Annotated in this window: 25 protein-coding genes and 1 riboswitch; of the genes, 11 read left to right on the top strand and 14 right to left on the bottom strand. The window is 73.5% G+C overall.

Annotation, left to right across the window (positions count from 1 at the left end; genetic code table 11):
• Positions 1-48 precede the first annotated feature (48 nt).
• Positions 49-1,752 (top strand): AMP-binding protein, encoded by a 1,704-nt coding sequence (locus C892_RS0108070; RefSeq protein ID WP_017556785.1) that lies wholly within the window; start codon positions 49-51, stop codon positions 1,750-1,752.
• A gap of 132 nt (positions 1,753-1,884) precedes the next feature.
• Positions 1,885-2,946, top strand: a complete 1,062-nt coding sequence (locus C892_RS0108065) for a 3-deoxy-7-phosphoheptulonate synthase (protein WP_017556784.1) — start codon at positions 1,885-1,887, stop codon at positions 2,944-2,946.
• A gap of 129 nt (positions 2,947-3,075) precedes the next feature.
• Here the strand turns inward: C892_RS0108065 and C892_RS0108060 are convergent, their stop codons facing one another.
• Entirely contained in the window at positions 3,076-4,485 is a 1,410-nt protein-coding gene (locus C892_RS0108060) for a sodium:solute symporter family protein (RefSeq protein ID WP_017556783.1), read from the bottom strand.
• A gap of 269 nt (positions 4,486-4,754) precedes the next feature.
• Positions 4,755-5,585, bottom strand: coding sequence for a MurR/RpiR family transcriptional regulator (locus tag C892_RS0108055; protein ID WP_017556782.1), 831 nt, complete (start codon positions 5,583-5,585; stop codon positions 4,755-4,757).
• A 247-nt stretch (positions 5,586-5,832) separates the two neighbouring features.
• Here C892_RS0108055 and C892_RS0108050 point away from each other — a divergent pair, with 247 nt between their 5' ends.
• From C892_RS0108050 to C892_RS0108015, 8 genes are all read left to right on the top strand, one after another.
• A complete protein-coding gene (locus C892_RS0108050; protein ID WP_017539975.1) occupies positions 5,833-7,098 on the top strand; it encodes a metal-dependent hydrolase family protein in 1,266 nt (421 codons plus the stop codon).
• 212 nt (positions 7,099-7,310) lie between these two features.
• A riboswitch (glycine riboswitch) is annotated at positions 7,311-7,414 on the top strand.
• Between the two features lie 49 nt (positions 7,415-7,463).
• Positions 7,464-8,600 (top strand): glycine cleavage system aminomethyltransferase GcvT, encoded by a 1,137-nt coding sequence (gene gcvT / locus C892_RS0108045; RefSeq protein WP_017556781.1) that lies wholly within the window; start codon positions 7,464-7,466, stop codon positions 8,598-8,600.
• Between the two features lie 180 nt (positions 8,601-8,780).
• The gene (gene gcvH / locus C892_RS0108040; protein WP_017539973.1) at positions 8,781-9,161 is read left to right on the top strand and encodes a glycine cleavage system protein GcvH; all 381 of its coding nucleotides are present in this window, start codon (positions 8,781-8,783) and stop codon (positions 9,159-9,161) included.
• 4 nt (positions 9,162-9,165) lie between these two features.
• Positions 9,166-10,434 carry a serine hydroxymethyltransferase gene (locus tag C892_RS0108035; RefSeq protein WP_017539972.1) on the top strand — a complete coding sequence of 423 codons (1,269 nt, stop codon included), beginning with the start codon at positions 9,166-9,168 and terminating at the stop codon, positions 10,432-10,434.
• A gap of 174 nt (positions 10,435-10,608) precedes the next feature.
• Positions 10,609-12,021, top strand: a complete 1,413-nt coding sequence (locus tag C892_RS0108030) for an L-serine ammonia-lyase (RefSeq protein WP_017539971.1) — start codon at positions 10,609-10,611, stop codon at positions 12,019-12,021.
• Positions 12,022-12,322: 301 nt separating this feature from the next.
• A complete protein-coding gene (locus C892_RS0108025) occupies positions 12,323-12,562 on the top strand; it encodes a ribbon-helix-helix domain-containing protein (RefSeq protein ID WP_017539969.1) in 240 nt (79 codons plus the stop codon).
• Entirely contained in the window at positions 12,559-12,999 is a 441-nt protein-coding gene (locus tag C892_RS0108020; RefSeq protein ID WP_017556780.1) for a type II toxin-antitoxin system VapC family toxin, read from the top strand. Before C892_RS0108025 ends, C892_RS0108020 begins: the two co-directional genes overlap by 4 nt.
• A gap of 90 nt (positions 13,000-13,089) precedes the next feature.
• Entirely contained in the window at positions 13,090-14,274 is a 1,185-nt protein-coding gene (locus tag C892_RS0108015) for a DUF418 domain-containing protein (protein ID WP_017556779.1), read from the top strand.
• 82 nt (positions 14,275-14,356) lie between these two features.
• Here the strand turns inward: C892_RS0108015 and C892_RS0108010 are convergent, their stop codons facing one another.
• From C892_RS0108010 to purU, 10 genes are all read right to left on the bottom strand, one after another.
• A complete protein-coding gene (locus tag C892_RS0108010) occupies positions 14,357-14,764 on the bottom strand; it encodes a VOC family protein (RefSeq protein ID WP_239647307.1) in 408 nt (135 codons plus the stop codon).
• A 195-nt stretch (positions 14,765-14,959) separates the two neighbouring features.
• Positions 14,960-15,814 carry a hypothetical protein gene (locus C892_RS0108005; RefSeq protein ID WP_017556777.1) on the bottom strand — a complete coding sequence of 285 codons (855 nt, stop codon included), beginning with the start codon at positions 15,812-15,814 and terminating at the stop codon, positions 14,960-14,962.
• Positions 15,815-16,196: 382 nt separating this feature from the next.
• Entirely contained in the window at positions 16,197-16,793 is a 597-nt protein-coding gene (locus C892_RS0108000) for a hypothetical protein (RefSeq protein ID WP_026124216.1), read from the bottom strand.
• A gap of 7 nt (positions 16,794-16,800) precedes the next feature.
• Positions 16,801-17,406, bottom strand: a complete 606-nt coding sequence (locus C892_RS0107995; RefSeq protein WP_017556775.1) for a DUF6286 domain-containing protein — start codon at positions 17,404-17,406, stop codon at positions 16,801-16,803.
• A 499-nt stretch (positions 17,407-17,905) separates the two neighbouring features.
• On the bottom strand, positions 17,906-18,313 hold the full coding sequence (locus tag C892_RS0107990; RefSeq protein WP_239647306.1) for an Asp23/Gls24 family envelope stress response protein: 408 nt from the start codon (positions 18,311-18,313) through the stop codon (positions 17,906-17,908).
• Entirely contained in the window at positions 18,310-18,480 is a 171-nt protein-coding gene (locus tag C892_RS31750) for a hypothetical protein (protein ID WP_017539960.1), read from the bottom strand. The genes C892_RS0107990 and C892_RS31750 overlap by 4 nt, the downstream gene beginning before the upstream one ends.
• A 231-nt stretch (positions 18,481-18,711) precedes the next feature.
• Complete coding sequence (locus C892_RS0107980) at positions 18,712-19,020, bottom strand: Asp23/Gls24 family envelope stress response protein (protein ID WP_017539959.1); 309 nt, start codon at positions 19,018-19,020, stop codon at positions 18,712-18,714.
• Complete coding sequence (locus C892_RS0107975; RefSeq protein WP_017539958.1) at positions 19,017-19,535, bottom strand: Asp23/Gls24 family envelope stress response protein; 519 nt, start codon at positions 19,533-19,535, stop codon at positions 19,017-19,019. The genes C892_RS0107980 and C892_RS0107975 overlap by 4 nt, the downstream gene beginning before the upstream one ends.
• Before the next feature lie 41 nt (positions 19,536-19,576).
• Positions 19,577-19,783: a CsbD family protein gene (locus tag C892_RS0107970; RefSeq protein WP_017539957.1), complete on the bottom strand. Its 207-nt coding sequence runs from the start codon at positions 19,781-19,783 to the stop codon at positions 19,577-19,579.
• 572 nt (positions 19,784-20,355) lie between these two features.
• Entirely contained in the window at positions 20,356-21,252 is an 897-nt protein-coding gene (gene purU, locus C892_RS0107965) for a formyltetrahydrofolate deformylase (RefSeq protein ID WP_017556773.1), read from the bottom strand.
• Positions 21,253-21,440: 188 nt separating this feature from the next.
• Here purU and C892_RS0107960 point away from each other — a divergent pair, with 188 nt between their 5' ends.
• Positions 21,441-22,658, top strand: coding sequence for an alanine racemase (locus C892_RS0107960; RefSeq protein WP_017556772.1), 1,218 nt, complete (start codon positions 21,441-21,443; stop codon positions 22,656-22,658).
• A 472-nt stretch (positions 22,659-23,130) separates the two neighbouring features.
• Here C892_RS0107960 and C892_RS0107955 read toward each other — a convergent pair whose 3' ends face one another.
• Positions 23,131-23,532, bottom strand: a complete 402-nt coding sequence (locus C892_RS0107955) for a DUF3618 domain-containing protein (protein WP_017539954.1) — start codon at positions 23,530-23,532, stop codon at positions 23,131-23,133.
• Positions 23,533-23,569: 37 nt separating this feature from the next.
• Positions 23,570-24,661 (bottom strand): CDP-alcohol phosphatidyltransferase family protein, encoded by a 1,092-nt coding sequence (locus C892_RS0107950; protein WP_017539953.1) that lies wholly within the window; start codon positions 24,659-24,661, stop codon positions 23,570-23,572.
• Positions 24,662-24,864 lie beyond the last annotated feature (203 nt).

The raw sequence follows: 24,864 nt of genomic DNA, 5'->3' as shown, positions 1-24,864 counted from the left end.
CAGCGGTTAGAGTGACAGCGCTCACACCCCGGATGCGGAGGTCCATCCATGTCGAACCCCGCCACCGCCGAGTTCCGCGCGGCGCGCGACCTGCTGCTGGAGTTCCGGGAGGACCGCGCCCAGGCGCACGCGCGCTTCTCCTGGCCCCGGCCCGACCACTTCAACTGGGCACAGGACCACTTCGACCCGGCCGCCGAGGAGCACCCGGACCGGCTCGCCCTGTGGATCGTCGACGAGGACGGCACCGAGACGCGGCTGACCTACCGCGAGATGGCCGAACGCAGCCGCCAGACCGCCAACTGGCTGCACAACCAGGGCGTGCACCGGGGCGACCGGGTGCTGGTGATGCTGGGCAACCAGGTCGAGCTGTGGGAGACCACGCTGGCCGCGATCCGCCTGGGGGCGGTGCTCATCCCCGCCACGCCGCTGCTGACCTCCGCCGACCTGGCCGACCGGATCGAGCGCGGCGGGGTGCGCCACGTGATCGCCAACGCGGCCGACACCCCCAAGTTCGAGGGGCTCGGCGGCCACTGGACGCGGATCAGCGTCGGCCACATGGAGGGCTGGATGCCCTACACCGACTGCCGCCACGCCGCCGTCGACTTCGCCCCGGACCACCGGACCCTGGCCGACGACCCGCTGCTGCTGTACTTCACCTCCGGCACCACCTCGGCGCCCAAGCTCGTGCAGCACACCCAGCTCTCCTACCCGGTCGGGCACCTGTCCACGATGTACTGGGTGGGGATCCGCCCGGGCGACGTGCACCTGAACATCTCCTCCCCCGGGTGGGCCAAGCACGCCTACAGCAGCGTGTTCGCCCCGTGGAACGCCCAGGCCACGGTGCTCTCGGTGAACCAGTCCCGGTTCGACGCCGCCGGCCTGCTGGAGGCGGTGCGCCGGTGCGGTGTGGACACCTTCTGCGCCCCGCCGACCGTGTGGCGCATGCTCATCCAGGCCGACCTGGGCGGGGGCGGTGCGCCGGTGCGCGAGGCGGTCTCGGCGGGCGAGCCGCTCAACCCCGAGGTGATCGATCAGGTGCGCGCGGCCTGGGGCGTGACCGTGCGGGACGGGTACGGCCAGACCGAGACCACGGTGACCGTGGGCAACTCCCCCGGCCAGGAGGTGCGCCCGGGGTCGATGGGGCTGCCGATGCCCGGGTACCGCGTGGTGGTGGCCGACCCGGTCACCGGCGCGGAGAGCGCCCAGGGCGAGGTGTGCCTGGAGCTGGGGGACTCCCCGGTGGGGGTGATGGCCGGCTACACCGACAGCGAGGAGCGCACCGCCGAGGTGATGCGCGACGGGCTCTACCACACCGGCGACGTCGCCTCCCGGGACGCCGACGGCCACATCACCTTCATCGGCCGCCGGGACGACGTGTTCAAGGCCTCCGACTACCGCATCTCCCCCTTCGAGCTGGAGAGCGTGCTCATCGAGCACGAGCTGGTCGCCGAGGCGGCGGTGGTGCCCTCGCCCGACCCGGTGCGGCTGGCGGTGCCCAAGGCGTTCGTCACCCTGGTGGCGGGGGCGCGGCCGGACGCCGAGACCGCCCGGTCCGTCCTGGAGTTCTGCCGGGAGCGGCTGGCGCCCTACAAGCGGGTGCGGCGGGTGGAGTTCGCCGAGCTGCCCAAGACGGTCTCGGGCAAGATCCGGCGGGTGGAGCTGCGCACCGCCGAGCACGAGCGGGGCGCCCCGGAGAAGGGGCGCAACGCGCAGGAGTTCTGGGAGGAGGACTTCCCCGACCTGAAGGGGTGAGTCTCACGGGCTGAGAAACCCCGTGATGACCCGCACCACACTCCCGCACACCCCCTCGGACCTGCGGCCCCGTTGGCGCTAAGGTTCCTGGAGGGCCGATCGGGGACGACGGGTACGAGGAGCATCCGAGCCATGACGAGCAGCACCAACGACACGCGCATCGTCAGCTACCGGCCACTGGTCGCACCGCGCGACCTGCTGGCCGAGCTGCCGATGGGCCCAGAGCGCACCGCGCTGGTGGAGGACGCCCGGGCCGAGGTGACGCGGGTGCTGAACGGGCAGGACGACCGCCTGCTCGTCATCGTGGGGCCGTGCTCGGTGCACGACACGGAGGCGGCGCTGGAATACGCGCGCCGCCTCAAGGAGCTCACCCCCTCGGTCAGCGCCGACCTGTGCGTGGTGATGCGCGTCTACTTCGAGAAGCCGCGCACCACCCTGGGGTGGAAGGGCCTGATCAACGACCCGGACCTGAACGAGAGCTACGACGTGCACCGCGGCCTGCGCACCGCGCGCCGGCTCCTGCTGGACATCGGCGCGCTGGGGGTCCCGGCGGGCACCGAGTTCCTCGACCCGATCACCCCGCAGTACATCGCCGACGCCGTCGCCTGGGGGGCGATCGGCGCGCGCACCACCGAGAGCCAGGTGCACCGCCAGCTCGGCAGCGGCCTGAGCATGCCGGTCGGGTTCAAGAACGGCACCGACGGCGACGTGCAGGTGGCGGTGGACGCCTGCGGGGCGGCCGCCGCGCCGCACACCTTCTTCGGTGTGGACCCCTCCGGCGCCGGGTCGGTGGTGAGCACCGGCGGCAACCCGGACTGCCACCTCATCCTGCGCGGCGGGCGCACCGGCCCCAACTACGGGGCCGAGGACGTGCGGGGCGCGCTGGACGTGGTCGAGGGCGCCGGCCTGCGCCGCCGGGTCATGATCGACGCCTCGCACGCCAACAGCGGCAAGGACCACGCGCGCCAGCCGCTGGTGGCCCAGGACATCGCCGCTCAGGTGGCCGAGGGGCAGCAGGGCATCATCGGCGTGATGCTGGAGAGCTTCATCGAGGAGGGCGCCCAGAAGCTGGGCGACGACCCGGCCGACCTGGTGTACGGCAAGTCGATCACCGACAAGTGCATGGGCTGGGACACCACCGTCGAGGTCTTGGAGGGCCTGGCCGAGGCGGTGCGCCGCCGCCGCAAGGCCTGACCCGCGGGCACGTGGGCCCGGCACGGACTGGTCGTCCGTGCCGGGCCCACGTGCATGCGGCCGGAACCGCCGGGTCCGAGGGAACCGGGAGGAACCACGGTCCCGGCGGCTCCGCCCCCTCCTCCGGCCTCAGTCGACGCCCGCGGCCGCCAGGTCCTCCGGGGCGGGCGCCTCGGTGGCCAGGCTGGCCGCCACGAGCGCCGCCAGCGCCGCCGGCAGGGCCACGACCACGCCGTTGACGTCGCCCGGGGTGCCCGCCAGCTGCCAGCCCACCGTGGTCGCGGCGCCGACGACCAGGGCCGCGACCGCCCCGGCCGTGGTGGCCCGCTTCCAGAACAGCACCGCGAAGACCGCGGGGGTGATGGCCGCGCCGTAGACGGTGTAGGAGTACATCTGCAGCTCGAGCACGGTCGGGAAGTACAGGCCCAGGCCGAAGGCGACGAGCGCGATGGCCAGCACCGACCCCCGCTGCACGGCCAGGGTGCGGCGCGCGGAGGCCTCCCGGCGGGAGAAGCGCGCGTACAGGTCGTAGGTCAGGTTGGAGGCGGCCGAGAGCATGAACGACGAGCCGGTGGTGATGACGAAGGCGACCGCGCCGGCGAGGATCAGGCCGCCGAGCACCGCGGGCAGGTGCCCCTCGGAGGCCAGGCTCAGGATCGCCATGTCGCCGTTGATGCCGGGCATGAGCACCGCGGCCGCCGAGGCCAGCAGGACCACCGGGATGAAGATGAAGAAGCTGGAGACGAGCATGCCCAGGGTGGAGGTGCGGGCGGTGCGCTCGTCCTGGGCGGCGGTCAGGCGCTGGTAGATGTTCTGGTCGGCCAGCAGGAGCAGGAACAGCGGCAGGAAGTAGCCCAGCAGCTGCAGGGCGGTGAGCCCGCCGGTGGGGGCGGTGGCGTTGTCGGGCAGCCCCTCCCAGTAGGCGGTGGGGCCGCCGACGGCGGTGAAGACCAGCGGCAGGGACACGAACAGGCCGAGCACGATGAGGATCGCCGACATGAAGTCGGTGTAGGCCACCGAGAACAGGCCGCCGGTGACGGTGAGCAGGGTGACGACCACCGCCACCAGGACCGTGCCCTGGGTGGAGGTGAGCGGGGTGATCAGGCTGACGACGTACCCGCCGCCGATGAACTGGGAGGCGACCAGGCCGATGTAGGCCAGGGCGGTGACGGCGGCGGCGACGGTGCGCACCCCGGTGCCGAAGCGGACCTCCAGCAGCTCGGGGACGGTGTGCCGGGAGGCGCGCCGGATGCGCCGGGCGGCGAGCAGCAGCACCAGGATGCCCAGCGGGGTGCCGGCGAAGAAGACGAGGCCGGCGACGGGGCCGTAGGTGTAGGCGAAGTTGGCGCCGCCGATGATCGTCCCCGAACCGACCCAGGTCACCAGCATCGTGGCGACCATGACGGGCCGGGGCAGGCTGCGCCCGGCGAACAGGAAGTCGTCGCCGCCGCCGAGCCGGCCCGAGCGGAGGAAGTACAGGGCGACGCCCACCATGGCCAGCAGGTACACGGCGAGGATCGCGAGATGGACGGTCTGCATGGGACACCTTCGCGGACGGGGGAGGCCGGGGACGGCCCCGTGAAGTGAGGCCGGGGGACGGATCCGATGGGGGCGATGTAAGCAGCACCACCCTGTGTCCTGCAACACTTATTGCAGTCGATGTGACTCAGGTCACTGCGATTCCCGCTGCGTGTTCACCGAGGTCACAGCACTCGACCACACAGCGTCCCACCCGGGGCCCATCGAAGGCGGCGACGCCGGGCAACCGCCCCGGCCCCTCCTCGCCGCCCCTACCGGTGGGGGCGCCCTCAGAAGAGTTCGGCCTCTTCCCACAGGTGCTCGGTGCGGCGGACGGCCTGGAGCGCCCGGTCGCCGCCGATGCGGGTCAGTTCGGCGAGCACCCCGTGCACGACGGCCATCGCCGCCGTCAGGGACGGGAACATGCCCACGCCCTCGCTCGGGACCACGATCACGTGCTCGGCACCCTCGACCAGCGGCGAGTCGCGCCGGTCGGTGATCACCGCTGTGGACACGGAGCGCTCCGCCGCGATGCGGGCCGCGGCGCGGATCGCGCGGGGCACCCGCCACAGGTCGCACACCACCACCAGGTCGCCCGCGTCCATCCTGGCCAGGGCGCTGACCAGCGCGGTCCCGCCGACGTCGCGCATCTCCACGTCGTAGCCCATGATCCCGGCGGCGTGCGAGAGCTGCAGGCCCGGCGCCGCGAACGTGCCCGAGCCCAGCACCAGCGTGCGCCGCGCGCCGTGCACCGCGCCCGCCAGCGCGCGGACCCGCTCCGGCTCCAGTGTGCGGTCCAGGGTGCGCAGCGCCTCCCGGTCCGAGCGCACGGCCTCGCGCACCGGGTCGGCGGTGCCCGCGTGCTCGGCCAGCACCTCGCCCGCGCTGAGCGAGGCCAGGTAGCGCGAGCGCAGCTCCACCCGGAGCGCGGGCCACCCGGAGAACCCCAGCTGCTGGGCGGCGCGCACCACGGTCGCCACGTTCACCTCGGCGCGCCCGGCCAGCTCGGCGGTGCTCGCGTAGGAGGCGAACCTCGGGTCGTCGCGCAGCACCCGGACCACCCGCTCGGCGGCGCGTCCCAGGCGGCCGCCGGCCAGCGCCTCCTCGATCCAGTCCGGCATCTCGCTCCTCGCCTCCGCTCTCGCGCGCCCCTCGCCCCGAACGGGCCGACCCCCATTCTCCGGCCCCCGCGCGCGGCCCCGGGACCCGCGAGCGGCGCCGGCACCCGGCGGAGGTAGCCGGGGCCCGCCGAGGGCACCCCGCTCTTCCCCGCACCCTCGTTGCAACATATATTGCGGATGAGGCGCGCGTCACCCCGCGCGCCGCAGGCACCGCAAGCACCGCAGGCATCCGCGACCGGAGGAATCCATGGCCGACCGCCCCCGCACCACCCTGTTCACCGGCGCCGCCCTCCTCGACCCCGAGGCCGGGACCCGCACCCCCGGCTCCTGGCTGCGCGTCGAGGACGGCCGCATCGCCGCGACCGGACAGGGCCCGGCCCCCGACCCCGGCGCGGAGGCGCGCACGGTCGACCTGGCGGGGGCCACGCTCATGCCGGGCCTGATCGACGCCCACGTGCACCCCACCGCCTTCAGCGCCGACCTGGGCGCGGCCATGGACCACTCCCCCTCCTACGCCACCGCCTTCGCCGCCCGCTCCCTCAACGACATGCTGCACCGCGGCTTCACCACCGTGCGCGACGTCGCCGGCGGCGACTGGGGCCTGGCCCAGGCCGTGGCCGAGGGCCTGATCGACGGCCCGCGCCTGATGTTCGGCGGCAAGGCGCTCTCCCAGACCGGCGGGCACGGCGACTTCCGGGGGCCGGGGCGCCAGGACACCGGTGACCACGGCTGCTGCCCCAGTACCGGCCTGGTGTGCGACGGGGCCACCGCGTTCCGCCGCGCCGCCCGCGAACAGCTGCGCACCGGCGCCCACCACATCAAGATCATGCTCTCCGGCGGGGTCGCCTCGCCCACCGACCGCATCGACTCCACCCAGTCCGCCGAGGAGGAGATCCGCGCGGTGGTGGAGGAGGCCGAGGCCGCCAACCGGTACGTCACCGGGCACGCCTACACCGCCCGCGCGGTCAACCGCGGCCTGCGGCTGGGCGTGCGCTGCATCGAGCACGGCAACCTCATCGACGAGACCAGCCTGGAGCTCTTCCTGGAGCGCGGCGCCTACCTCGTGCCGACCCTGGTGACCTACCGGGAACTGGCCCGCCAGGGCGCCCGCAACGGCCTGCCCCCGGAGAGCCAGGCCAAGGTGTCCACCGTGCTCGACCGCGGGCTGGAGGCGCTGCGCATGGCGCACGAGGCGGGGGTGAACCTGGTCTTCGGCACGGACCTGCTCGGGGGCATGCAGGCCCACCAGAGCGAGGAGTTCGCGATCCGCGCCCGGGTGCAGCCCGCCGCCGACGTCCTGCGCGCGGCCACCACGACCGCCGCCCGGCTGCTGGAGCTGGAGGGCCGCGTGGGGACGGTGCGCCCGGGCGCCGACGCCGACCTGATCGTGGTCGAGGGCGACCCGCTGGAGGACGTCGCGATCCTCGCCGAACCGGAGAAGCACGTGCGCGCGGTGGTGCGCGGCGGCGACGTCCGCGTCGACCGCGGGCTCGGGTCCCCGGCGCGCGGCTGAACGCGCGCCTGAAGCGCTCTCTCCCCTCCCGCTCCCTCCCTTCCCAGGTCAGGGGCGGCCCCTGAGGGCCGCCCCTGTGCCCGGACAAAGCACGCTGCTACTCTGAAACCGGTCGACGAACCCGAACGGGAGAGCGTCCGCGCAGCCGGCGCGGACCGCCGAAGGAGCAAACCCTCCCCAGAGAACCTCTCAGGCGCGACGGACCGTCCGGGCGAGACCACTCTGGAAAGCAGGGGCAGCGGCGCCCCTCGCCGAAGGTGCAAGCCGCGCCGAGCGCGCGGTGAAGCTCTCAGGCACCGATGACAGAGGGGGAGGATGGCTACGCCTTTGGATCCACAACGACGACCATCCTCTCGGGAGCGACGATGACATCCGCCGGCGGCGATTCCGCGAACCTCCGCGAAACCGCACTCCGCTCTGCGCACGAGGCGCTGGGCGCCACCCTGGTCGACTTCGCGGGCTGGCTGATGCCCCTGCGGTACTCCGGAGAGAAGGCCGAGCACACGGCCGTCCGGGAGAAGGCGGGCCTGTTCGACCTCTCCCACATGGGCGAGGTCCGCATCACCGGCCCCCAGGCCGCCGACCTCCTCGACTACTCCATGGTCGGGCACCTGTCCAAGGTCAGCGTCGGCCGCGCGCGCTACACGATGATCACCGACGCCGACGGCGGCGTCCTCGACGACCTGATCGTGTACCGCCTGGCCGAGGACGACTACCTGGTCGTCCCCAACGCCGCCAACGTCGGCACCGTCCTGGCGGCGCTCCAGGAGCGCGCCGGGGGCTTCGACGCCGTGGTGGACGACCGCTCCGGCGACACCGCGCTGATCGCGCTCCAGGGTCCCGCCGCGGTGGAGATCCTGGCCCCGCTCACCGACGCCGACCTGTCGGAGATCAAGTACTACGCCGGCTACCGCCACACCGTGGCCGGGCAGCCGGTGCTGCTCGCCCGCACCGGCTACACCGGCGAGGACGGCTTCGAGATCTTCATCGAGCCCGCCGCCGGCGCCCCCGCCGTGTGGGAGGCCCTGCTCAAGGCCGGCGAGCCGCACGGCCTGGTGCCGGCCGGGCTCTCGGCCCGCGACACCCTGCGCCTGGAGGCCGGGATGCCGCTGTACGGCCAGGAGCTCTCCCGGGACCTCACCCCCTTCGACGCCGGCCTGGGCCGCGTCGTCAAGTTCGAGAAGGAGGGGGACTTCGTCGGCCGCGCGGCGCTGGAGCGGGCCGCCGAGCGCAGCGCCGACCGCAGCGGCGGGCGCCGCCTCATCGGCCTGGCCGCACGCGGCCGCCGCCCGATCCGCACCGGCATGCCGCTGCTGCGCGACGGCGAGCAGGTGGGCACCCTCAGCAGCGGCGCCCCCTCCCCCACCCTGGGCCGCCCCATCGCCATGGCCTACGTCGACGCCGGCCTGGACGCCTCCACCGGTGAGTTCGCCGTGGACGTGCGCGGCCGCACCGAGCCGGTGGACGTCGTCGAGCTCCCCTTCTACAAGCGGGAACGCTGAGTTCCGGCGGCGCCCACGCGCCGCCGGAAGGTCGCGAGCCGCGTGTGCGGGCAGTCGGCCCACCAGGCAGAATTACCGGCGGGTGGGTGCGATCCGCACGAAGCGCCCGCGGTCCCTCGGCCGCTCGCGGCGGCCGGACCCGGTAACCGGACACCACTGACGAATCCTCCTGGAGAGAAATTGAGCGTTCCCGCGGAGCTGAGCTACACCGAAGAGCACGAGTGGGTCTCCATCAGCGACGGCGTCGCCACGGTCGGCATCACCACCTACGCCGCGGAGGCGCTCGGTGAGATCGTGTTCGTCGAGCCGCCGGAGGCGGGCGCCACCGTGGCCGCGGGGGACACCTGCGGCGAGATCGAGTCGACCAAGTCCGTGAGCGACGTCTACGCCCCTGTCAGCGGCGAGGTGGTCGACGTCAACAGCGCCGCCGTCGAGGACCCTGAGATCATCGGAACCGACCCCTACGGGCAGGGCTGGCTGTTCAAGGTCGAGCTGTCCGAGGAGCCGAAGGACCTTCTCTCCCCGGAGAAGTACACCCAGCTGACCGAAGGCGAAGGCTGATTCCATGACCGATCGCACCCTTCTCGACCAGACCCTCCAGGAGTTCGATCCCGAGGTCGCCGCGGCCGTCGGCCAGGAGCTGTCCCGGCAGCGGGACACCCTGGAGATGATCGCCTCGGAGAACTTCGCTCCGCGCGCCGTCCTGGAGGCCCAGGGCACGGTGCTGACCAACAAGTACGCCGAGGGCTACCCCGGCCGGCGCTACTACGGCGGCTGCGAGCACGTCGACGTCGTCGAGCGGCTCGCGATCGACCGCGCCAAGGCCCTGTTCGGCGCCGAGCACGCCAACGTGCAGCCGCACTCGGGCGCCCAGGCCAACACCGCGGTCTACTTCGCCCTGCTCAAGCCGGGCGACACCATCCTCGGGCTGGACCTGGCGCACGGCGGCCACCTCACCCACGGGATGAAGCTCAACTACTCGGGCAAGATCCTCAACCCCGTGCCCTACCACGTGCGCGACGACGACGGCCTGGTCGACTACGACGAGGTCGAGCGCCTGGCCAAGGAGCACCGCCCGGCGATGATCGTCGCCGGCTGGTCGGCCTACCCGCGCCACCTCGACTTCGCGCGGTTCCGCCGGATCGCCGACGAGGTCGGTGCCTACTTCATGGTGGACATGGCCCACTTCGCGGGTCTGGTCGCCGCCGGCCTGCACCCCAACCCGGTGCCGCACGCCGACGTGGTCACCACCACCACGCACAAGACCCTGGGCGGCCCCCGCGCCGGGCTCATCCTGTGCAAGGAGGAGCTGGCCAAGAAGATCAACTCCGCGGTCTTCCCCGGCATGCAGGGCGGTCCGCTGGAGCACGTCATCGCCGGCAAGGCAGTCGCCCTCAAGGCGGCGGCCTCCGACGACTTCCGCGACCGCCAGGAGCGCACCGTGGCCGGGGCGCGCATCCTCGCCGAGCGGCTGACCCGCCCCGACGCGGCCGAGGCCGGGGTGAAGGTGCTCAGCGGCGGCACGGACGTGCACCTGGTGCTGGTGGACCTGGTCGACTCCGCCCTCAACGGGCAGGAGGCCGAGGACCGCCTGGACGAGATCGGCATCACCGTCAACCGCAACGCGGTCCCCAACGACCCGCGTCCGCCGATGGTGACCTCGGGGCTGCGCGTCGGCACCCCGGCACTGGCCACCCGCGGGTTCGGCGAGGAGGACTTCACCGAGGTCGCCGACGTCATCGCCGAGGCGCTCAAGCCCGGCTACGACGCCGAGGCCCTGCGCGGCCGGGTCCAGGCCCTGGTCCGCAAGCACCCGCTCTACCCCGACCTGTAGGGCCGGGCCCGGCCGCCGTGCCGGGACGTGCGAGGACAGCCGGGCCGGGCGCGGCCCCCGAAGTGCAGCGAGGCCGCGCGCGACCCGGCTATTTTCGTATCCGGACCCTGTTCCCGTATCCGCACCCCGTTGCCCAATCCGCATCCCCTGTGCTCGACGAGGAGGGCAGGACAGATGGCCATCAGCGTCTTCGACCTGTTCAAGATCGGTATCGGACCGTCCAGTTCGCACACCGTCGGTCCGATGAAGGCGGCCGCGACGTTCGTCGACGGCCTGACCGCCTCCGGGGCCGCGGAGCGGGCCGCGTCACTGCGCTGCGACCTGTACGGCTCGCTGGCGCTCACCGGGAAGGGGCACGGAAGCGACACCGCGGTGATCCTGGGGCTGCTCGGGCAGACCCCGGAGGGCGTCGACCCGGACGCGGTGCCCGACCTGCTGGCCGCGGTGGGCGAGAGCGGGCGGCTCCGGCTGGGCGGCACCGGCCCGCGGGTCGCCTTCGACCCGGCGCACGACGTGGAGTTCCGCCGCAAGGAGACCCTGCCGGGGCACCCGAACGGGATGCGGTTCACCGCCTACGACGCCGACGGGGCCGAGCTGCGCTCGCGGGTGTACTACTCGGTCGGCGGGGGCTTCGTGGTGGACGAGGACGCCACGGGGTCGGACCGCATCATCCCCGACACCACCCCGGTGCCCCACCCCTTCACCACCGCACAGGAGCTGCTGGAGGTGTGCCGGGAGACGGGCATGTCGATCAGCGCGGTGATGCTCGCCAACGAGCGGGCCTTCGGCCGCTCCCCCGAGCAGGTGCGCACCGAGCTGCTGGAGATCTGGCGGGTGATGCGGGCGTGCGTGCGCCGGGGGGTGACCACCGAGGGAACGCTGCCGGGCGGGCTGCGGGTGCCGCGGCGGGCGCACCGCCTCTACCGGCAGCTGGGCGGCCGGTGCGACGCCTCGGGCCTGGTGGCGCCGGACAGCCCTGACCTGTCGGACCCGCTGCACGGCAGCGACTGGATCACCCTGTACGCGCTGGCGGTGAACGAGGAGAACGCGGCCGGCGGGCGGGTGGTGACCGCCCCGACCAACGGCGCGGCCGGGATCGTCCCGGCGGTGCTGCACTACTACACCCACTTCTGCCGCGGGGCGAGCGAGGAGGGGGTGGTGCGGTTCCTGCTCACGGCGGGGGCGATCGGCATCCTGTTCAAGGAGAACGCCTCGATCTCCGGCGCCGAGGTGGGCTGCCAGGGCGAGGTGGGGTCGGCGTCGTCGATGGCCGCCGGCGGCCTGGCCGAGGCCCTGGGCGCGACCCCGTCCCAGGTGGAGAACGCCGCGGAGATCGCCATGGAGCACAACCTCGGGCTGACCTGCGACCCGATCGGAGGCCTGGTCCAGGTCCCGTGCATCGAGCGCAACGCGGTCGCCTCGGTCAAAGCGGTGACCGCCACCCGCATGGCGATGCGCGGCGACGGCAGCCACTTCGTTTCCCTGGACAAAGTGATCAGGACGATGCGGGACACCGGCCGGGACATGATGGACAAGTACAAGGAGACCAGCCGGGGCGGACTGGCCGTCAACGTCATCGAGTGCTGAGGCGGCACAGCCGTCAAGGCGCACTGCCACTTACCGCCACTCATCGAGCCAAGCGCTCATTGACCCCGGCAGAATCCTCTAAGACTCGCTTCGCTGCCTTACGCACCGCTCCGTGGACGCCGTCGTCGGCGGGAGCGTCCCTCGGCGCCTTCGTGTCGTCGATCGCATCGTCGGTCAGAGGTACCTCCCCGGCTTCCTCGGTAGACATGGTGATGGCTCCTCTCCCTCATCAGCTCCCAGTACCCAACTGCCCCTGCTGCACGCTCCACCTCCTGAACGGTACATGGGGTAGCATTGGTACATGTCCATGAAGAGAACGAACGTCTACGCCGACCCCGACGACCTCGCACTCATCAAGGAGGCCGCTCAGCGCCGCGGCGTATCGGAGGCGGAGATCATCCGCGAAGGCATCCATCTGGCCGCCATGGCGAACCGCGTATGGGACGAACCTCTTGATTGGCCCATGTTCGACGGCAGCGGCGAAGTGGCCACCACCCCCGAGGTAACGGCCACGGTCGCCGAAGGGGCTGCCGAAACGTGATCGTCATCGCCGACACATCCGGCATCCTCGCCGCCTCAGATCGCAATTCAACGGAGGCAAGCGACTGCCAGGGCATATTGAATGAGGCCGGCACGGTCGTCCTCTCCCCCTTGGTGCTGACCGAGGTCGACCACATGGCGAAGGCCCGCTTCGGCCCTGCCGCCCGAACCAAGATCATCGCTTTCCTCGTGGCACAAGCTCAAAAACTGCGCTTCCAGATCCCCGATGTCAATACCGATCTCCTTCAAACCGCTCAAGCTGTACAACGACGGTATCGCAGCCTCGACTTGGATCTGGCGGACGCCGTCAATGTGGCCTTAGCCGCCGAATACCGAACCAACGCGATCCTGACACTCGACCGTCGCGATTTCCGCGCAGTACTTCCTTTGACGGCGCACAAGGCGTTCAGCCTGCTTCCCGACGACCTCGACCGCTAGGACAGGACCCCCCGGTGGTGCCGGCTCCCCCAGTGAACCGGGGGCCATATTCATGTACGTACGTCCAACCTGGACCGTAGCGTCGTCGGCATGTCCACAGCACCATCGGCACCATCGACGACGCCCCCGCCCGCTGAAGCGCGGCGCATCCTCGACGTCGACGCTCTGAGGTCCTTCGCGCTCTTCGGGATCCTCGTCGTCAACATCGGCTACTTCGCCTCGGGATACCCCTTCCACCAGGTCCACGACCCCGCGTTCTCCTCCGCGGTGGACGGGGCCGCGCGCTGGACCACGGCCGTGTTCTTCGAGATGAAGTTGTACCTGCTCTTCTCGTTCCTCTTCGGGTACAGCTTCACCCTGCAGGTCGACTCCGCCCGGCGCCACGGGTCGGACTTCCGGCCGCGGTTCCTCCGGCGCCTGGCGGCCCTCCTGGTCATCGGCCTCCTGCACGCGGTGCTGCTGTTCCAGGGCGACATCCTGAGCACCTACGCCCTGCTCGGCCTCCTACTGCTCGCCGTACACCGCATCAGGCCGCGCACCGCGCTCGTCGCCGCCGGGGTGATCACCGCCCTGGTCGCGGTCCAGTTCCTGGCCATGGCCGTCACCGGCGCCGCCGAGGCCGCCGGGGCGCGCACGGCCGACGCGCTCGCGGGCGGCCCGCTCGACCTCGTCGCCGAGCACGTCCGCTCGCTGCCGCACATGGCGATCGCGCTGGTCGGCATGCAGGGGCCGGTGGCCTTCGCCGCGTTCCTGGCCGGCTTGGCCGCCGGGCGGCACCGGGTGCTGGCCGACCCCGGTGCGCACCAGCGCGCGCTGCGCCTGCTCCCGTGGGTCGGGTTCCCGGTCGGACTGGCGGGGTCGGTGTTCTTCGCCGGAGTGGGCGGCACGGCGAGTGCGGCCGGCGTGGCCGTGGCGGTCCTGACCGCGCCGCTGCTGGCCGGCGCCTACGCCGCGGCCCTGCTCCGCTTCTTCCGGACCGGTGCGGGCGGCCGCGTCGCCGCCGCGGTGGCCCCCGCCGGACGGACGGCGCTCACCAACTACCTGCTCCAATCGCTGGTGTGCGTCCTGCTGTTCACCGGTGTCGGGCTCGGCCTGGTCGGCAGCGTTCCTCCCGCCGCGACGCTGCTCATCGCCGCGGGGATCTACCTGCTCCAGGTCGGGGCCAGTGCGTGGTGGACGGCCCGCCACCCCTACGGCCCCGTCGAATGGGTCCTCAGGGCCGTGACGAACGCGGAGGTCCCCCGGTGGAGCAGGTCGGGGGCCCACCGCCGCTGACCGCGCCGCCCCGACGGCACGGCTCCGGCACCCCGGTAACGGCGGCCCGGCTCCGGCAGGCGCGGGCGCCGCGGCCGGGCCGCTAGCCGACCTGGCTCATGTCCATGTACATGAGCTCCCACAGGTGGCCGTCGGGGTCGAGGAAGGCGCTGCCGTACATCGGGCCGTCGGCGGTGGGCTCCCGGGTGACGGTGCCGCCGGCGGCGCGGGCGCGCTCGGTCAGGGTGTCGACCTCGGCGGCGCTCTCGGCGGACAGGGCCACGATCACCTCGCGGCTGCGGGAGGTGTCCGTGGCGGGCTCCTTGGTGAACTGCCCGAAGTACTCCGGCAGCAGGACCATCACGTAGATCTCGTCGCTGACCACCACACAGGCGGCGTTGTCGTCGCTGAACTGCGGGTTGACCGCGAAGCCCAGGTCGGTGAAGAAGGTCGTGGACCGGTCGAGGTCGGCCACGGGCAGGTTCACGAAGACTTTCCTGTTCTCGCTCATGCCCTGAAGCTAGCCCCGGCCACCGACATTGTGGAGGCCGTGTGGCGGACCGAGGGGGAATCTTGCGCCGCGCATGTCCGCGCTTGGGACGCCCCCGGGCCGGGTCAGCCGCCCGCGGGCTGGAACCCCAGGTCTTTGGCGACCAGGCGGTCCGGACGGATCCGCACCCACTGGCTCCCCGCCTCCCCCGGCCCCTCAGGCCCGGGCCGACTCGGGTTCGAAGCGCTCGCGCAGCAGGCGCTCCCGCTCGTCGTCGCCCTTGAGGGGGCAGCCGGCGCAGGTGGAGTCCCCGAACCGGTAGTAGAAGCAGCACCCGCCCTTCACCAGGAACGTGCGCTCCGGCCGGTGGGCGGGGCGGCCCGCCAGCGCGACCGTGAACGGGCGCTGGCGCGGCGCCACACGGTCCCGGTCCCGGTTGAGCAGGTCCACGATGCGCGCGGCCCGGTCCCACGCGGCCGCCTGGTCGGCGCCGACCTCCTCGGCCGCCGCGAGCAGTGCGGCGTGCGGGGCGTCGGCGATGACCCCCCACTGGGCACGGGCCCCGAACCGGGTGGCGGCGCGGACGGCGTCCACGACCGGGTCGAGTACCGCGGCCGCCCCGGCGGTGAACCACTCGTCGAGCGCGCGGTCGCCGGGAAGCCCGACCACCCCGGGGCGGCGGGCCATCGGGTCGCCGGGCAGGACACCCACGGTGCCCTGGCGGACCGCCGCCTCGACGACGCGGCCGTTCTCGTCGGGGCGCACCCACAGGCGCTCGGCTGCGAGCTCGGGGGCGCGCCCGGTCAGGTAGGCGCTGGCCGAGGCGAAGCAGAGGACCTGCCGCCCGACGTCGGTGGCCAGGAACGCCGCCGCCGCGGTCCGGTGCCCTTCGCAGGACCGCCGCATGAGCAGGTCGATGAGGCCGGGCACCTGCTCGGGCAGGCGGTCGGCGCGGATCCACCCCTCGCCGTCCGGCCCCGGGGCTCCGGGGGCGACCAGCCGCACGCTGAAGTAGAGGGTGCGCTCGTTGATCCAGCGCACGACCCCGGCCAGCGGATGGCAGCTCTTCATGGACACCTCTTGGGCACGCACGGGGGCACACGGCCGTCACGGGGAGAACCACGCGACAGAAAGCTCCGCGCGGTCATAGGTAAGCCTAGCCTCACCATCGCGTGAGGGGAACCCTGCCGCCTCAGCGGCACTGACCGGCGGCACTGACCGGCAGAGGACGATCAGGGGCCGCCGTGCCCGGAACCGCCCCGGCGCCGCGCGCCCTTGGCGGCACGGCGCCACGGGCCCGCGGGCGCTCCGCCAGCATCGATAGTGGTGACTTCGCCACCCGATGTGCGATCGGGTGGCGAAGTCACCACTATCGATGTCCTCCCCCGGACCGTGGGCCCCCTGTGTCGACTCGTGGGCCCTCGGCCTACGCGGGCGCATCCGCCCGGTGGGGCTATGCCACGCGCGGACGGTTGCGCTTCGGGGCCGCCATGGACAGGCGCACCACCGTCGGCAGGCGGTCCTCCTCCAGCGACCCCCTCAGGTCGGTCAGGGCCTCCCCCCGCACCCTGGACCACACATCGACCACGTCCGCGTCCTCGTCCAGGGTCACGTCAAGGCGCAGCCTCGGCGACCGGTCCGACCCCTGCATCCGCGCCCGGGCCCTGCGCACCCCCGGGTATCCGCCGACGGCGTCCTCGACCGCCCCCTGGGCCGCACCCGAGACCAGCTCCGAACGGCCGCTCCCCTCCTCGGGCTCCAGCATCACGCGGCGCACCCGGTCGCCCCGCAGCTGCACCAGCAGCCACCGCAGCGCCAGCAGGGCCACGACGACCGCCACCGCCGCCACCGCGTACGGCAGCCAGTCCGGTACCGGCAGCCCGGCGGCCCCGGGCGCCTCGCCCACGGCGGTCCCGGCCCATCCGGCACCGAACAGCCCTTGGCCGGCGGCCAGCGCGGCGCCGCCGCCGACGGCGAGCACCACGCCCACCACGGCCAGTCCCCAACGGTTCCCGCGCGCCGTCCGGCGCGTCCTGCCCACCCAGCTCATCGCAGCCTCACGCCTTCGCCGTCCGTACCCGGACGCGCACCTTGGGCCGCCGCAGCGGCGCGAGCTCGTCCACTCGGTCCTCCACGGCCGCCCGGACCTCGTCCCTCAGGTCGGGGGCCTCGCGCAGGTCGGTGTCGACCCGCACCCGCACCGCGCGGCGCCGCACCGAGGCGTGCACCCCGCGAACGCCCGGCACGCCCCGTGCGGCCGCCGCGACGGCCCGGCGCAGCGCCGGCCGGGACAGCCCGACCACCAGGTCCGCGTCGTCGGTGCGCAGCGCCGTCCACCGGGCCCGGCCCGGCAGCAGCGCCAAGGCCAGCAGCACCAGCCCGACCAGGACCGCGGCCCCGGCCACGGCCTGAACCGCCAGGTGCCCCCAGTTCAGCTGCGCGACGCGTTCCGCGGCCTCGGCGACCGCGGGCACCCGCACCGGCGAGCCCGCGGCGACCGACACCGCGACGACGGCGGCCAGGACCGCGGCCGCCAGCAGCAGTACGGCGGCGAGCACGGCCGGCCAGGAGCGGCGCGGACGGAACGTCCTGCGCGCGGCCCGACGCGCGCGGCGCACGTCGGCCGTGCCGGTGCGCCCCACCGCGTCCTCAACGGTCGTCATCGTCGCCTCCCCTTGTAGGAACGGATGCGTTCGTGCACGGCGATGCCCCGCGGGCCGTGGCCCGAAGGACGGTCCCCCCGCTCGACTCCTGTGGCCTCGACGCTCTGAGCAGCCGTCCGGCCACACCGGTCACGCCGTACGGTGGCCCCGAAGGGACCGGCCGCTGCGGCGGACACCCGGCGGCGCGGCGCAGTCTGGAGCGGCCCGGAGCGGATCGCCGGGTCCGGCTCCGCTTCGACGAGCCGAGAGCCCGGGCTTGTGCGGGCCGCGCCGCTTCCGGACGCGCGCCCTGGCCGCACGGTCGAACGCGGAGCGCGAGTGCGCTCATGCCGGAACGCCCATCGTCCCGGGCAGCGGAGCACGGCAACCGGGGCGAACCTCGCCCCTGCCGCCGAGGCCACCGGCAGGAGCTCATCCCGACGCCGACCTGGTCGACACGGTGACGGGAGCAGACCCCCGCGCCGAGCGTCCGGCCCCTCGCCGGCCGACAGTCCCGGCCTCACCGCGCTCCCTTGGTGCGCTTCAGTTCGTTGACCTCGATGTCCACCTGGGGCACCGCCAGCCCGGTCAGGGCCGCGACCCGGGCGGTGACGCGTTCGCGCACCGCCGCGCAGGTGCGGCGCAGCGGCGTCGGATAGACCGCCGCGATGCCGAGCCTGAGCACCGCCGTCCCGTCCCGCACCCGGGCCTGGGCCCGTGCCGAGCAGGCGCCCGGGACCTCCCGCGCGACCCGGGCCGCGATCTTCTCGACCACGTGCGCCGGGATGTGCGTGCGCCCGCGCCCCTCCGCGTCGCCCGGGGCCGCGTGGCGCCCCCGGGCGGCCGGGCGCTGCCCCGGGACCGCCGGCGCCGGAGGCGCGGCCTGCCCGGGATCCGTCGTCCCCGCTTCCATCGTCGGCCCGCTCATGTGCGCCGAGTGAACAGTTCGGCCAGGTCGAGCTCGCCCTCATAGGCCCGTCCGGCCATGAAGCCCGCCGCACCCAGCACCAACACCAGCAGGAACGCCCCGAGCCCGCCGAACGCTCCGGCGAGTGCGAGAACGGTCCCGAAGGACAGTCCCACGATCGCCCACATCCCGATCCCCTCCTCTACGGCTCTGCGCGGCCCCGCCACCGCTCCCCCGCGGTCCGGCCGGCCGCCGCCCGCCCCCCGGGACGGACGGCGCTGCCGCGCCTGCACACCGCCCCGCTCCGAGGGACGGCGACGTCGGCCGGGACCGCCGGTCGGCGCCGACGGGCACCGCGCCCGCCGCCCCGTCGCGGAGCCGGCCTCCCGGCGCCCGGGGCGGCGTCCGCCCCGGCCCGGTCAGGTCGCTCCGGCGACCACGTCCTCGACCTCGACGTGCACCACGCGGCCGGGGACCTCGGCGCGGACCGCCTCGCGGACCTCGGACGCGATCTCGGGGACCGGGCGGCCGTACCGGACCACCACGCCCACCCGGACCTCGTCCCGCTGCACCGAGACCCCCTTCACGCGCACCCCCGCCCCGAGGGTCGCCGTGGTGCCGTAGGACCCGGCGGACAGCTCCACCACGTCCGGCACCCCCAGCGCCCGCTCGGCCACGCGCCGCGCGGCCGCGATCGTCTCGTCGCCCCTGGGCGGCTGCACGGTCATTGCACCCTCGGCGCCTCGTCGTCGGAGTCGGAGGCCTTGTCGTCGTCGGGCAGGTGGATGTCGTCCACGCTGACGTTCACCTCGGTGACCTCCAGCCCGGTCATCCGCTCCACCGCGCCGACGACGTTGCGCCGCACCGCCGCGGCCAGGTCGGGGATGGACGCCCCGTACTCGACCACCAGGTCGATGTCGACGGCCGCCTGGCGCTCGCCCACCTCGACCGAGACCCCGCGCGAGGCCGACCCCGCGTCGCTGTCGCCGCCCGTGCTGGAGGCGATCCGGTCGCGCACCGCGCCGAAGGCGCGGGCGGCGCCGCCGCCCATCGCGAACACGCCGCGCACCTCGCGGGCGGCCATTCCGGCGATCTTGGCGACCACGTGGTCGGCGATCTCGGTCCGCCCCTGCTCGGTCACCAGGTCACGCCCCTGTCCACGCGTCCGTTCCGGCGCGCGCTGGTCGCCGCGCGCCTCCGGGACCTTGGAGTCGGTCCCCTCGCGATTGTGCACCTCGGTCACTGCGATCCCCCCTGCTCCACGGCCGATGCCCTGCCGCGCGATCAGCGCTTGAAGACGTCCTTGATCTTGTCGGCGGCCTCGCCGGCCTTCTCCTTGACCTCGTCGGCGGCGTTCTCGGCCGCCTCCTTGAAGCCCGCCTTGGCCTGGTCGGCCTTGCCCTCGGCCTCGGTCCCCTCGTCACCGGTGACCTTGCCGATGCCCTCCTTGGCCTTGCCGACGGCGTCGTCCCACTTCTCTTCGGCACCCATGGATGCTCCCCCGTTCCCTCGGCGCGCGTCCGGCTCCCCCTGAGACCGGACCCCGGAACGCGCCACTACGGGACACGAATCGCACACTACTGCTACGGAGAGTCGCATTGAATTATCGAAAAGTAATAAATGGCAAAACGACGGAAAGCGGGCGGCCCGGTCTCGGTCGTCGATCGTGCGCGCGCCCCGGACGAGGCCACGGCTCTCGGAGAGACTCAGGAGGCACGACAGGTGCCGGCAGGAAGCCGCCCCACGCTCCGATCGCGTTCTGCCGCACCGCCCGGAGGCGATGCCCGGGTCGACCCCTCGCTCCGCGTGACGCCTCGCCCGGTTCAGGGAACGACCGACCGCTCGTCACGTGGCGGGGTGCCGGTGAGTTCGGAGCACACGACGGTGTCCACCGGCGTGGTGGACCCTTCGCCGGCCGACGCCCTGCCGGCCGGCCCCACGGATGGGCCGGTGGCGCACCGGCACGCATCGATAGCGGCGGGATCACCACTATCGATCACGATGGATCACCGACCCGCCCGGTCACGTCCACTCGGTCAGGCCGGGGCGGCCTCGATGGCCGTCTAGCGGAACACCACGGTCTTCGACCCGTTGAGCAGCACCCGCCGCTGGGCGTGCCAGTTGACCGCGCGGGCCAGGGCCACCGACTCCAGGTCGCGCCCGAGCGCCGTCAGCTGCTCAGGGCTGTGCGTGTGGTCGACCCGCGCGACCTCCTGCTCGATGATCGGCCCCTCGTCCAGGTCGGCCGTCACGTAGTGCGCCGTCGCGCCGACCAGCTTCACCCCGCGCGCGTGCGCCTGGTGGTAGGGCCGCGCCCCCTTGAAGCTCGGCAGGAACGAGTGGTGGATGTTGATGATCCGCCCCGACATCTTGGTGCACAGCTCCTCGGAGAGGACCTGCATGTACCGCGCCAGCACCACCAGGTCGACGTCGTAGGTGTCGACCAGCTCCAGCACCCTGCGCTCCTGCTCCTCCTTGGTCTCGGGCGCCACGGGCAGGTGGTGGAAGTCCACCCCGTAGGAGTCGGCGAGGAAGCCCAGGTCCGGGTGGTTGGAGACCACGGCCGCGATGTCGGCCTCCAGCAGCCCGCTGCGCCCCCGGTAGAGCAGGTCGTTCAGGCAGTGCCCGAACTTGGAGACCATCACCAGCATCCGCGGCCTGCGGGTGCGCTTCCACAGCCGCCACTCCACGGTGGGGTCGGCGTCCCCCGCCGGAGACGGGAGCCCGGCGGCCATCCGGGCGAAGGCCTCGCGCAGCCGGTCCTCCCCGGTGGGCCCCGCCCCGTCGTGCTCCTCGGCCTCGAACTGGGTGCGCAGGAAGAAGCGGCCGGTGTAGGGGTCGCCGAACTGCTGGCTCTCGGTGATGGTGCACCCGTGACCGGAGAGCAGGTTCGCCACGGCGGCGACGATGCCGCGGCCGTCGGGGCAGGACAGCGTGAGCACGAATTCACGGTCGTTCATGGTCTGCGGCGCGCTCCATCGGGGACGAGGACCTGCTGGTCAGCAGCGATCCTCCAGGGTAGCCGGGACCGGCGCCCGCGGGGGCCGCTCCGTCCGCATCAGGCCGCACGCCACACCCGCGACGCACCCGGGCGCACCCGGAGGGGGCAGACGTGAACACTTTTCATGAAATATGGCATGCTCCGGTCATGAGAAGCGCTCGCGAAACCTACGACGCGGCCACCGCGGGCCTGACGCCCCCCTTCGCCGCCGTCGACCTGGACGCCTTCCGCGCCAACGCCGCCGACCTGGCCCGCCGCGCCGCGGGCACCCCGATCCGCCTGGCCAGCAAGTCCGTGCGGTCCCGCGCCCTGCTGCGCGAGGCCCTGGCGCTGCCCGGCTTCTCCGGGATCATGGCCTTCACCCTGGCCGAGGCCCTGTGGCTGGTGTCCGGGCCGGACGGGCCCGTCGACGACGACGTCCTGGTCGCCTACCCCACCGCCGACCGCGCCGGGATCGCCGCGCTGGCCGCCGACCCCGGCGCCGCCGAGCGCATCACCCTGATGGTCGACTCCACCGCCCACCTCGACCTGATCACCGCGGCCGCCCCCGACCCCGTCCGCCCGGTCAAGGTCTGCATCGACGTCGACACCAGCTGGCAGCCGCTCGGCCCGCGCCTGCGGGTGGGCGCGCACCGCTCCCCGCTGCGCTCCCCCGCGCACGCCGCCGCGCTGGCCCGCGCCGTGCTGCGCCGCCCCGGACTGCGCCTGGAGGGCATCATGGCCTACGAGGCGCAGATCGCCGGGGTGGGCGACGCCCCGCCCGGCCGCCCGCTCTACGGACGCACTCTGCGCTGGGCACAGGCGCTGTCCCGGCGCGAGCTGGCCGCCCGCCGGGCCGCCATCGCCGAGGCGGTGCGCGCCGTGGCCCCCGTGCGCTTCGTCAACGGCGGCGGCACCGGAAGCCTGTCCACCACCTCCCGGGAGGACGCCGTGACCGAGGTGGCGGCCGGGTCCGGGCTCTACCAGCCGCGCCTGTTCGACCACTACAGCGGGGTGGACCGGCGCCCGGCGGCGCTGTTCGCGCTGCCGGTGGTGCGCCGCCCCGCCCCGGGGGTGGCCACCGCCCTGGGCGGCGGCTACCTGGCCTCGGGCACCGGCGACCGGGACCGTCTGCCCCAGCCCTACCTTCCCGAGGGGCTCTCCTACAGCCCCACGGAGGGCGCCGGGGAGGTGCAGACGCCCCTGCTCGGCCCCGCCGCCGACGGTCTGGAGGTCGGCGACCGGGTCTGGATGCGCCACGCCAAGGCCGGGGAGATGTGCGAGCGCTTCGACGAGCTCCACCTGATCGAGGGCCTGGACGGCCCCGAGCCGCATGTCGTGCGCACTGTGCCCACCTACCGGGGCGAGGGCCGCACGTTCCTGTGAGCCGTGGGGAAGGCTCCCCGCCGGTAGACCTGTCCCGGGCAGCGCGGGCGGTGGCACTCGACGGAGCCCGCACCCGGCCGCCTGCAAAGGCCGCCGCCTCCGTGCTCCGCACCGCGCCGACCTCCTGGACACCCCGGCACTGAGGTCGCCGCCGGTTCGGTCGGGTGGCCGCAGCCCTGCGATCGGTCCGCCGGTGAGCTGGCCACCGTGCGGGGCGTCCTCACGGTGTCCGCAGGAGTCGGGCGCCTCTGAGCGTTGCGGAGGCTCTGAGGGGACGAGAGGAACGGTCCCGGAGCGCCGAGCAGCCGGGGCCCGCGCAAGACGGGTTTCGGCGGCCTCGGTGAGCGGCTCAGGGGACGTCGTGCGGGTGTCCGAGCCGCCTTCAGAGGAGTGCAGGCAGAGGACTGCGGACACACGACGCGGCGGGGAGGTGCCTCCCCGCCGCGTCGTCGCGTTCAGATGGGCGGACCGCTCAGCGGCCGCGGCGCCTGCGGCGCGCCAGCGCCACCACGCCGACCACGACCACCGCGCCGAGGCCGACCCCCAGGATCATCGCCTCCGGGGGCAGCTGGCCGCGCGTGGTGTAGGTGGAGACCACCTCGTCCTCGCCCTTGAGCCGGACGCTGCCCTCGGGGGGCTCCTCGGTCCGGCTGTCCAGGCGCACCGTTCCTCCGGACACCAGGGCCCGGGCCTCGTCGGCCAGGCGCCCTCCGGCGTCCCGCAGCCGGTCGGCGCTCCGCCGCGCCACATTGGCGGGCTTGGCCCGGTCGGCGATCTCGTCCATCGCTTCGGCGAGCCGGCGCTGCACCTGTTCGATCTCGGCCTGCACCCCGGCCGGGTCCCGGCGCGCCCCCGCGGGGTCGCGTGCCTCCATACAGTGCTTCCTTCCGCTACCGCAGGGCTGTCTTCCGCTACCGCGGGGTCGACTGGGACGACTCCGCGACCGGCTCGGGAGCCGATCCCTGCCCCGGCTGCCGCGTGAATCCCAGCGCGCCTTCGATGCCGTCCACGACACGGAAGTAGTCCCGCGTGGACAACCACAGTTTATAGATGATGGCGATCTCGAACGCGAGGAGCAAAACGCCCGCGACCACCGTGATCCCGACGATCGAGGCGGGCGCCAGGGCCCCCGCCAGCGGTGCCAGCACGAACACCGCGATCTGGAACTCGATCCCGCTCACCAGGTGCGTGCGCACCCGGCGGGCCTTCAGAGCGTCCCAGATCCGCTGGTACCAGGGGAACCGCGAACGGAACTCGTGGTGCAGGTCGACCGGCGGCAGCGGGCGGATCACGTGCACGTCCGGCTGCTTGCCGGCGACCCGGTCCTGGCGGGTCTCCTTCTCGGTGTGCGTGTGCAGCAGCTGCTCCAGCACCGAGATGCCGTGCCGCAGCACGGCCTGCTCGCCCTGGTCGCTCATCGGCGCCCGGCCGCCGCCGACTCCGCCGTCCGCGCCCCCGTCGTCGAGCATGGACAGCTCGGCGCGGGCCCGCTCCAGCACCCCGGCGATGCGCGAGCGCATCTCCCGCCGCATCTTGTACACCTGCAGCGCGTTCAGATAGCGCAGCATGTCGGTGAAGACCACCGCCAGCGCCATCCAGACGAACACCACCCCGCCGCCGGCCACGTACTGGCCGCCCATCAGCGCGATCGCGCAGACCAGCACCCGGAACCGGTCGAAGACGTAGTCCATCCAGGACCCGAACAGGGTCTCGGAGTCGGTCAGCCGCGCCAGCTTGCCGTCCATGCAGTCCAGCAGGAAGCACAGGTAGTACAGCACCGCCCCGGCGACCAGCAGCGGCGCGGAGCCGATCGCGAAGCACGCGGCGGCGCCCAGCCCCAGGAACAGCGCGCCCACGGTGAGCTGGTCGGGGGTCACCCCGGTGCGGTTGGCGAGCGTCCGCACCAGGCGCACCGCCAGCGGATCGACGAACGCCACCGTCCACCACGAGTCCCGCGTGCGGCAGGTGCGCTCGCGCACATCGTCCAAGGTGTATTCGGCCATCGTCGGTGAGCTCCCGAACGGTTGGGTGGTCGGCGGAGGGGTGCGTGTGACGGACGAGTCTACGCATGCCGCGCCCCGCCACAAGATGGGGACCGGACTGGGATCCGTCCGACCCTACGCGATGCGCGGCGCCGGACCGTACCGGGCCCTACCGGCCGGTACCCGCGGGCGCCCGGCGGAACCCCCTCCCCGGGCCCCTCTAC

The sequence above is a fragment of the Nocardiopsis baichengensis YIM 90130 genome (assembly GCF_000341205.1).
In the GTDB taxonomy this organism is placed as follows: Bacteria; Actinomycetota; Actinomycetes; order Streptosporangiales; family Streptosporangiaceae; genus Nocardiopsis_A; species Nocardiopsis_A halophila.
The sequence above is the reverse complement of the archived record's forward strand: the minus strand, read 5'-3'. Positions and strand labels throughout refer to the sequence as shown.

Excerpts from the sequence above, each read along its gene's own strand:
- C892_RS0108070 (WP_017556785.1), top strand. The coding sequence starts at position 49 with ATGTCGAACCCCGCCACCGCCGAGTTCCGCGCGGCGCGCGACCTGCTG.
- C892_RS0107950 (WP_017539953.1), bottom strand. The coding sequence starts at position 24,661 with ATGGCCGAATACACCTTGGACGATGTGCGCGAGCGCACCTGCCGCACG.
- gcvT (WP_017556781.1), top strand. The coding sequence starts at position 7,464 with ATGACATCCGCCGGCGGCGATTCCGCGAACCTCCGCGAAACCGCACTC.
- purU (WP_017556773.1), bottom strand. The coding sequence starts at position 21,252 with ATGAACGACCGTGAATTCGTGCTCACGCTGTCCTGCCCCGACGGCCGC.
- C892_RS0107980 (WP_017539959.1), bottom strand. The coding sequence starts at position 19,020 with ATGACCGTGCAGCCGCCCAGGGGCGACGAGACGATCGCGGCCGCGCGG.
- C892_RS0108000 (WP_026124216.1), bottom strand. The coding sequence starts at position 16,793 with ATGAGCTGGGTGGGCAGGACGCGCCGGACGGCGCGCGGGAACCGTTGG.
- C892_RS0108015 (WP_017556779.1), top strand. The coding sequence starts at position 13,090 with ATGTCCACAGCACCATCGGCACCATCGACGACGCCCCCGCCCGCTGAA.
- C892_RS0108035 (WP_017539972.1), top strand. The coding sequence starts at position 9,166 with ATGACCGATCGCACCCTTCTCGACCAGACCCTCCAGGAGTTCGATCCC.
- C892_RS0107990 (WP_239647306.1), bottom strand. The coding sequence starts at position 18,313 with ATGAGCGGGCCGACGATGGAAGCGGGGACGACGGATCCCGGGCAGGCC.
- C892_RS0107960 (WP_017556772.1), top strand. The coding sequence starts at position 21,441 with ATGAGAAGCGCTCGCGAAACCTACGACGCGGCCACCGCGGGCCTGACG.
- C892_RS0108005 (WP_017556777.1), bottom strand. The coding sequence starts at position 15,814 with ATGAAGAGCTGCCATCCGCTGGCCGGGGTCGTGCGCTGGATCAACGAG.
- C892_RS0107955 (WP_017539954.1), bottom strand. The coding sequence starts at position 23,532 with ATGGAGGCACGCGACCCCGCGGGGGCGCGCCGGGACCCGGCCGGGGTG.
- C892_RS0108050 (WP_017539975.1), top strand. The coding sequence starts at position 5,833 with ATGGCCGACCGCCCCCGCACCACCCTGTTCACCGGCGCCGCCCTCCTC.
- C892_RS31750 (WP_017539960.1), bottom strand. The coding sequence starts at position 18,480 with ATGTGGGCGATCGTGGGACTGTCCTTCGGGACCGTTCTCGCACTCGCC.
- C892_RS0108065 (WP_017556784.1), top strand. The coding sequence starts at position 1,885 with ATGACGAGCAGCACCAACGACACGCGCATCGTCAGCTACCGGCCACTG.
- C892_RS0108055 (WP_017556782.1), bottom strand. The coding sequence starts at position 5,585 with ATGCCGGACTGGATCGAGGAGGCGCTGGCCGGCGGCCGCCTGGGACGC.
- C892_RS0108030 (WP_017539971.1), top strand. The coding sequence starts at position 10,609 with ATGGCCATCAGCGTCTTCGACCTGTTCAAGATCGGTATCGGACCGTCC.
- C892_RS0108025 (WP_017539969.1), top strand. The coding sequence starts at position 12,323 with ATGTCCATGAAGAGAACGAACGTCTACGCCGACCCCGACGACCTCGCA.
- C892_RS0107970 (WP_017539957.1), bottom strand. The coding sequence starts at position 19,783 with ATGGGTGCCGAAGAGAAGTGGGACGACGCCGTCGGCAAGGCCAAGGAG.
- C892_RS0108060 (WP_017556783.1), bottom strand. The coding sequence starts at position 4,485 with ATGCAGACCGTCCATCTCGCGATCCTCGCCGTGTACCTGCTGGCCATG.
- C892_RS0107995 (WP_017556775.1), bottom strand. The coding sequence starts at position 17,406 with ATGACGACCGTTGAGGACGCGGTGGGGCGCACCGGCACGGCCGACGTG.
- C892_RS0108010 (WP_239647307.1), bottom strand. The coding sequence starts at position 14,764 with ATGAGCGAGAACAGGAAAGTCTTCGTGAACCTGCCCGTGGCCGACCTC.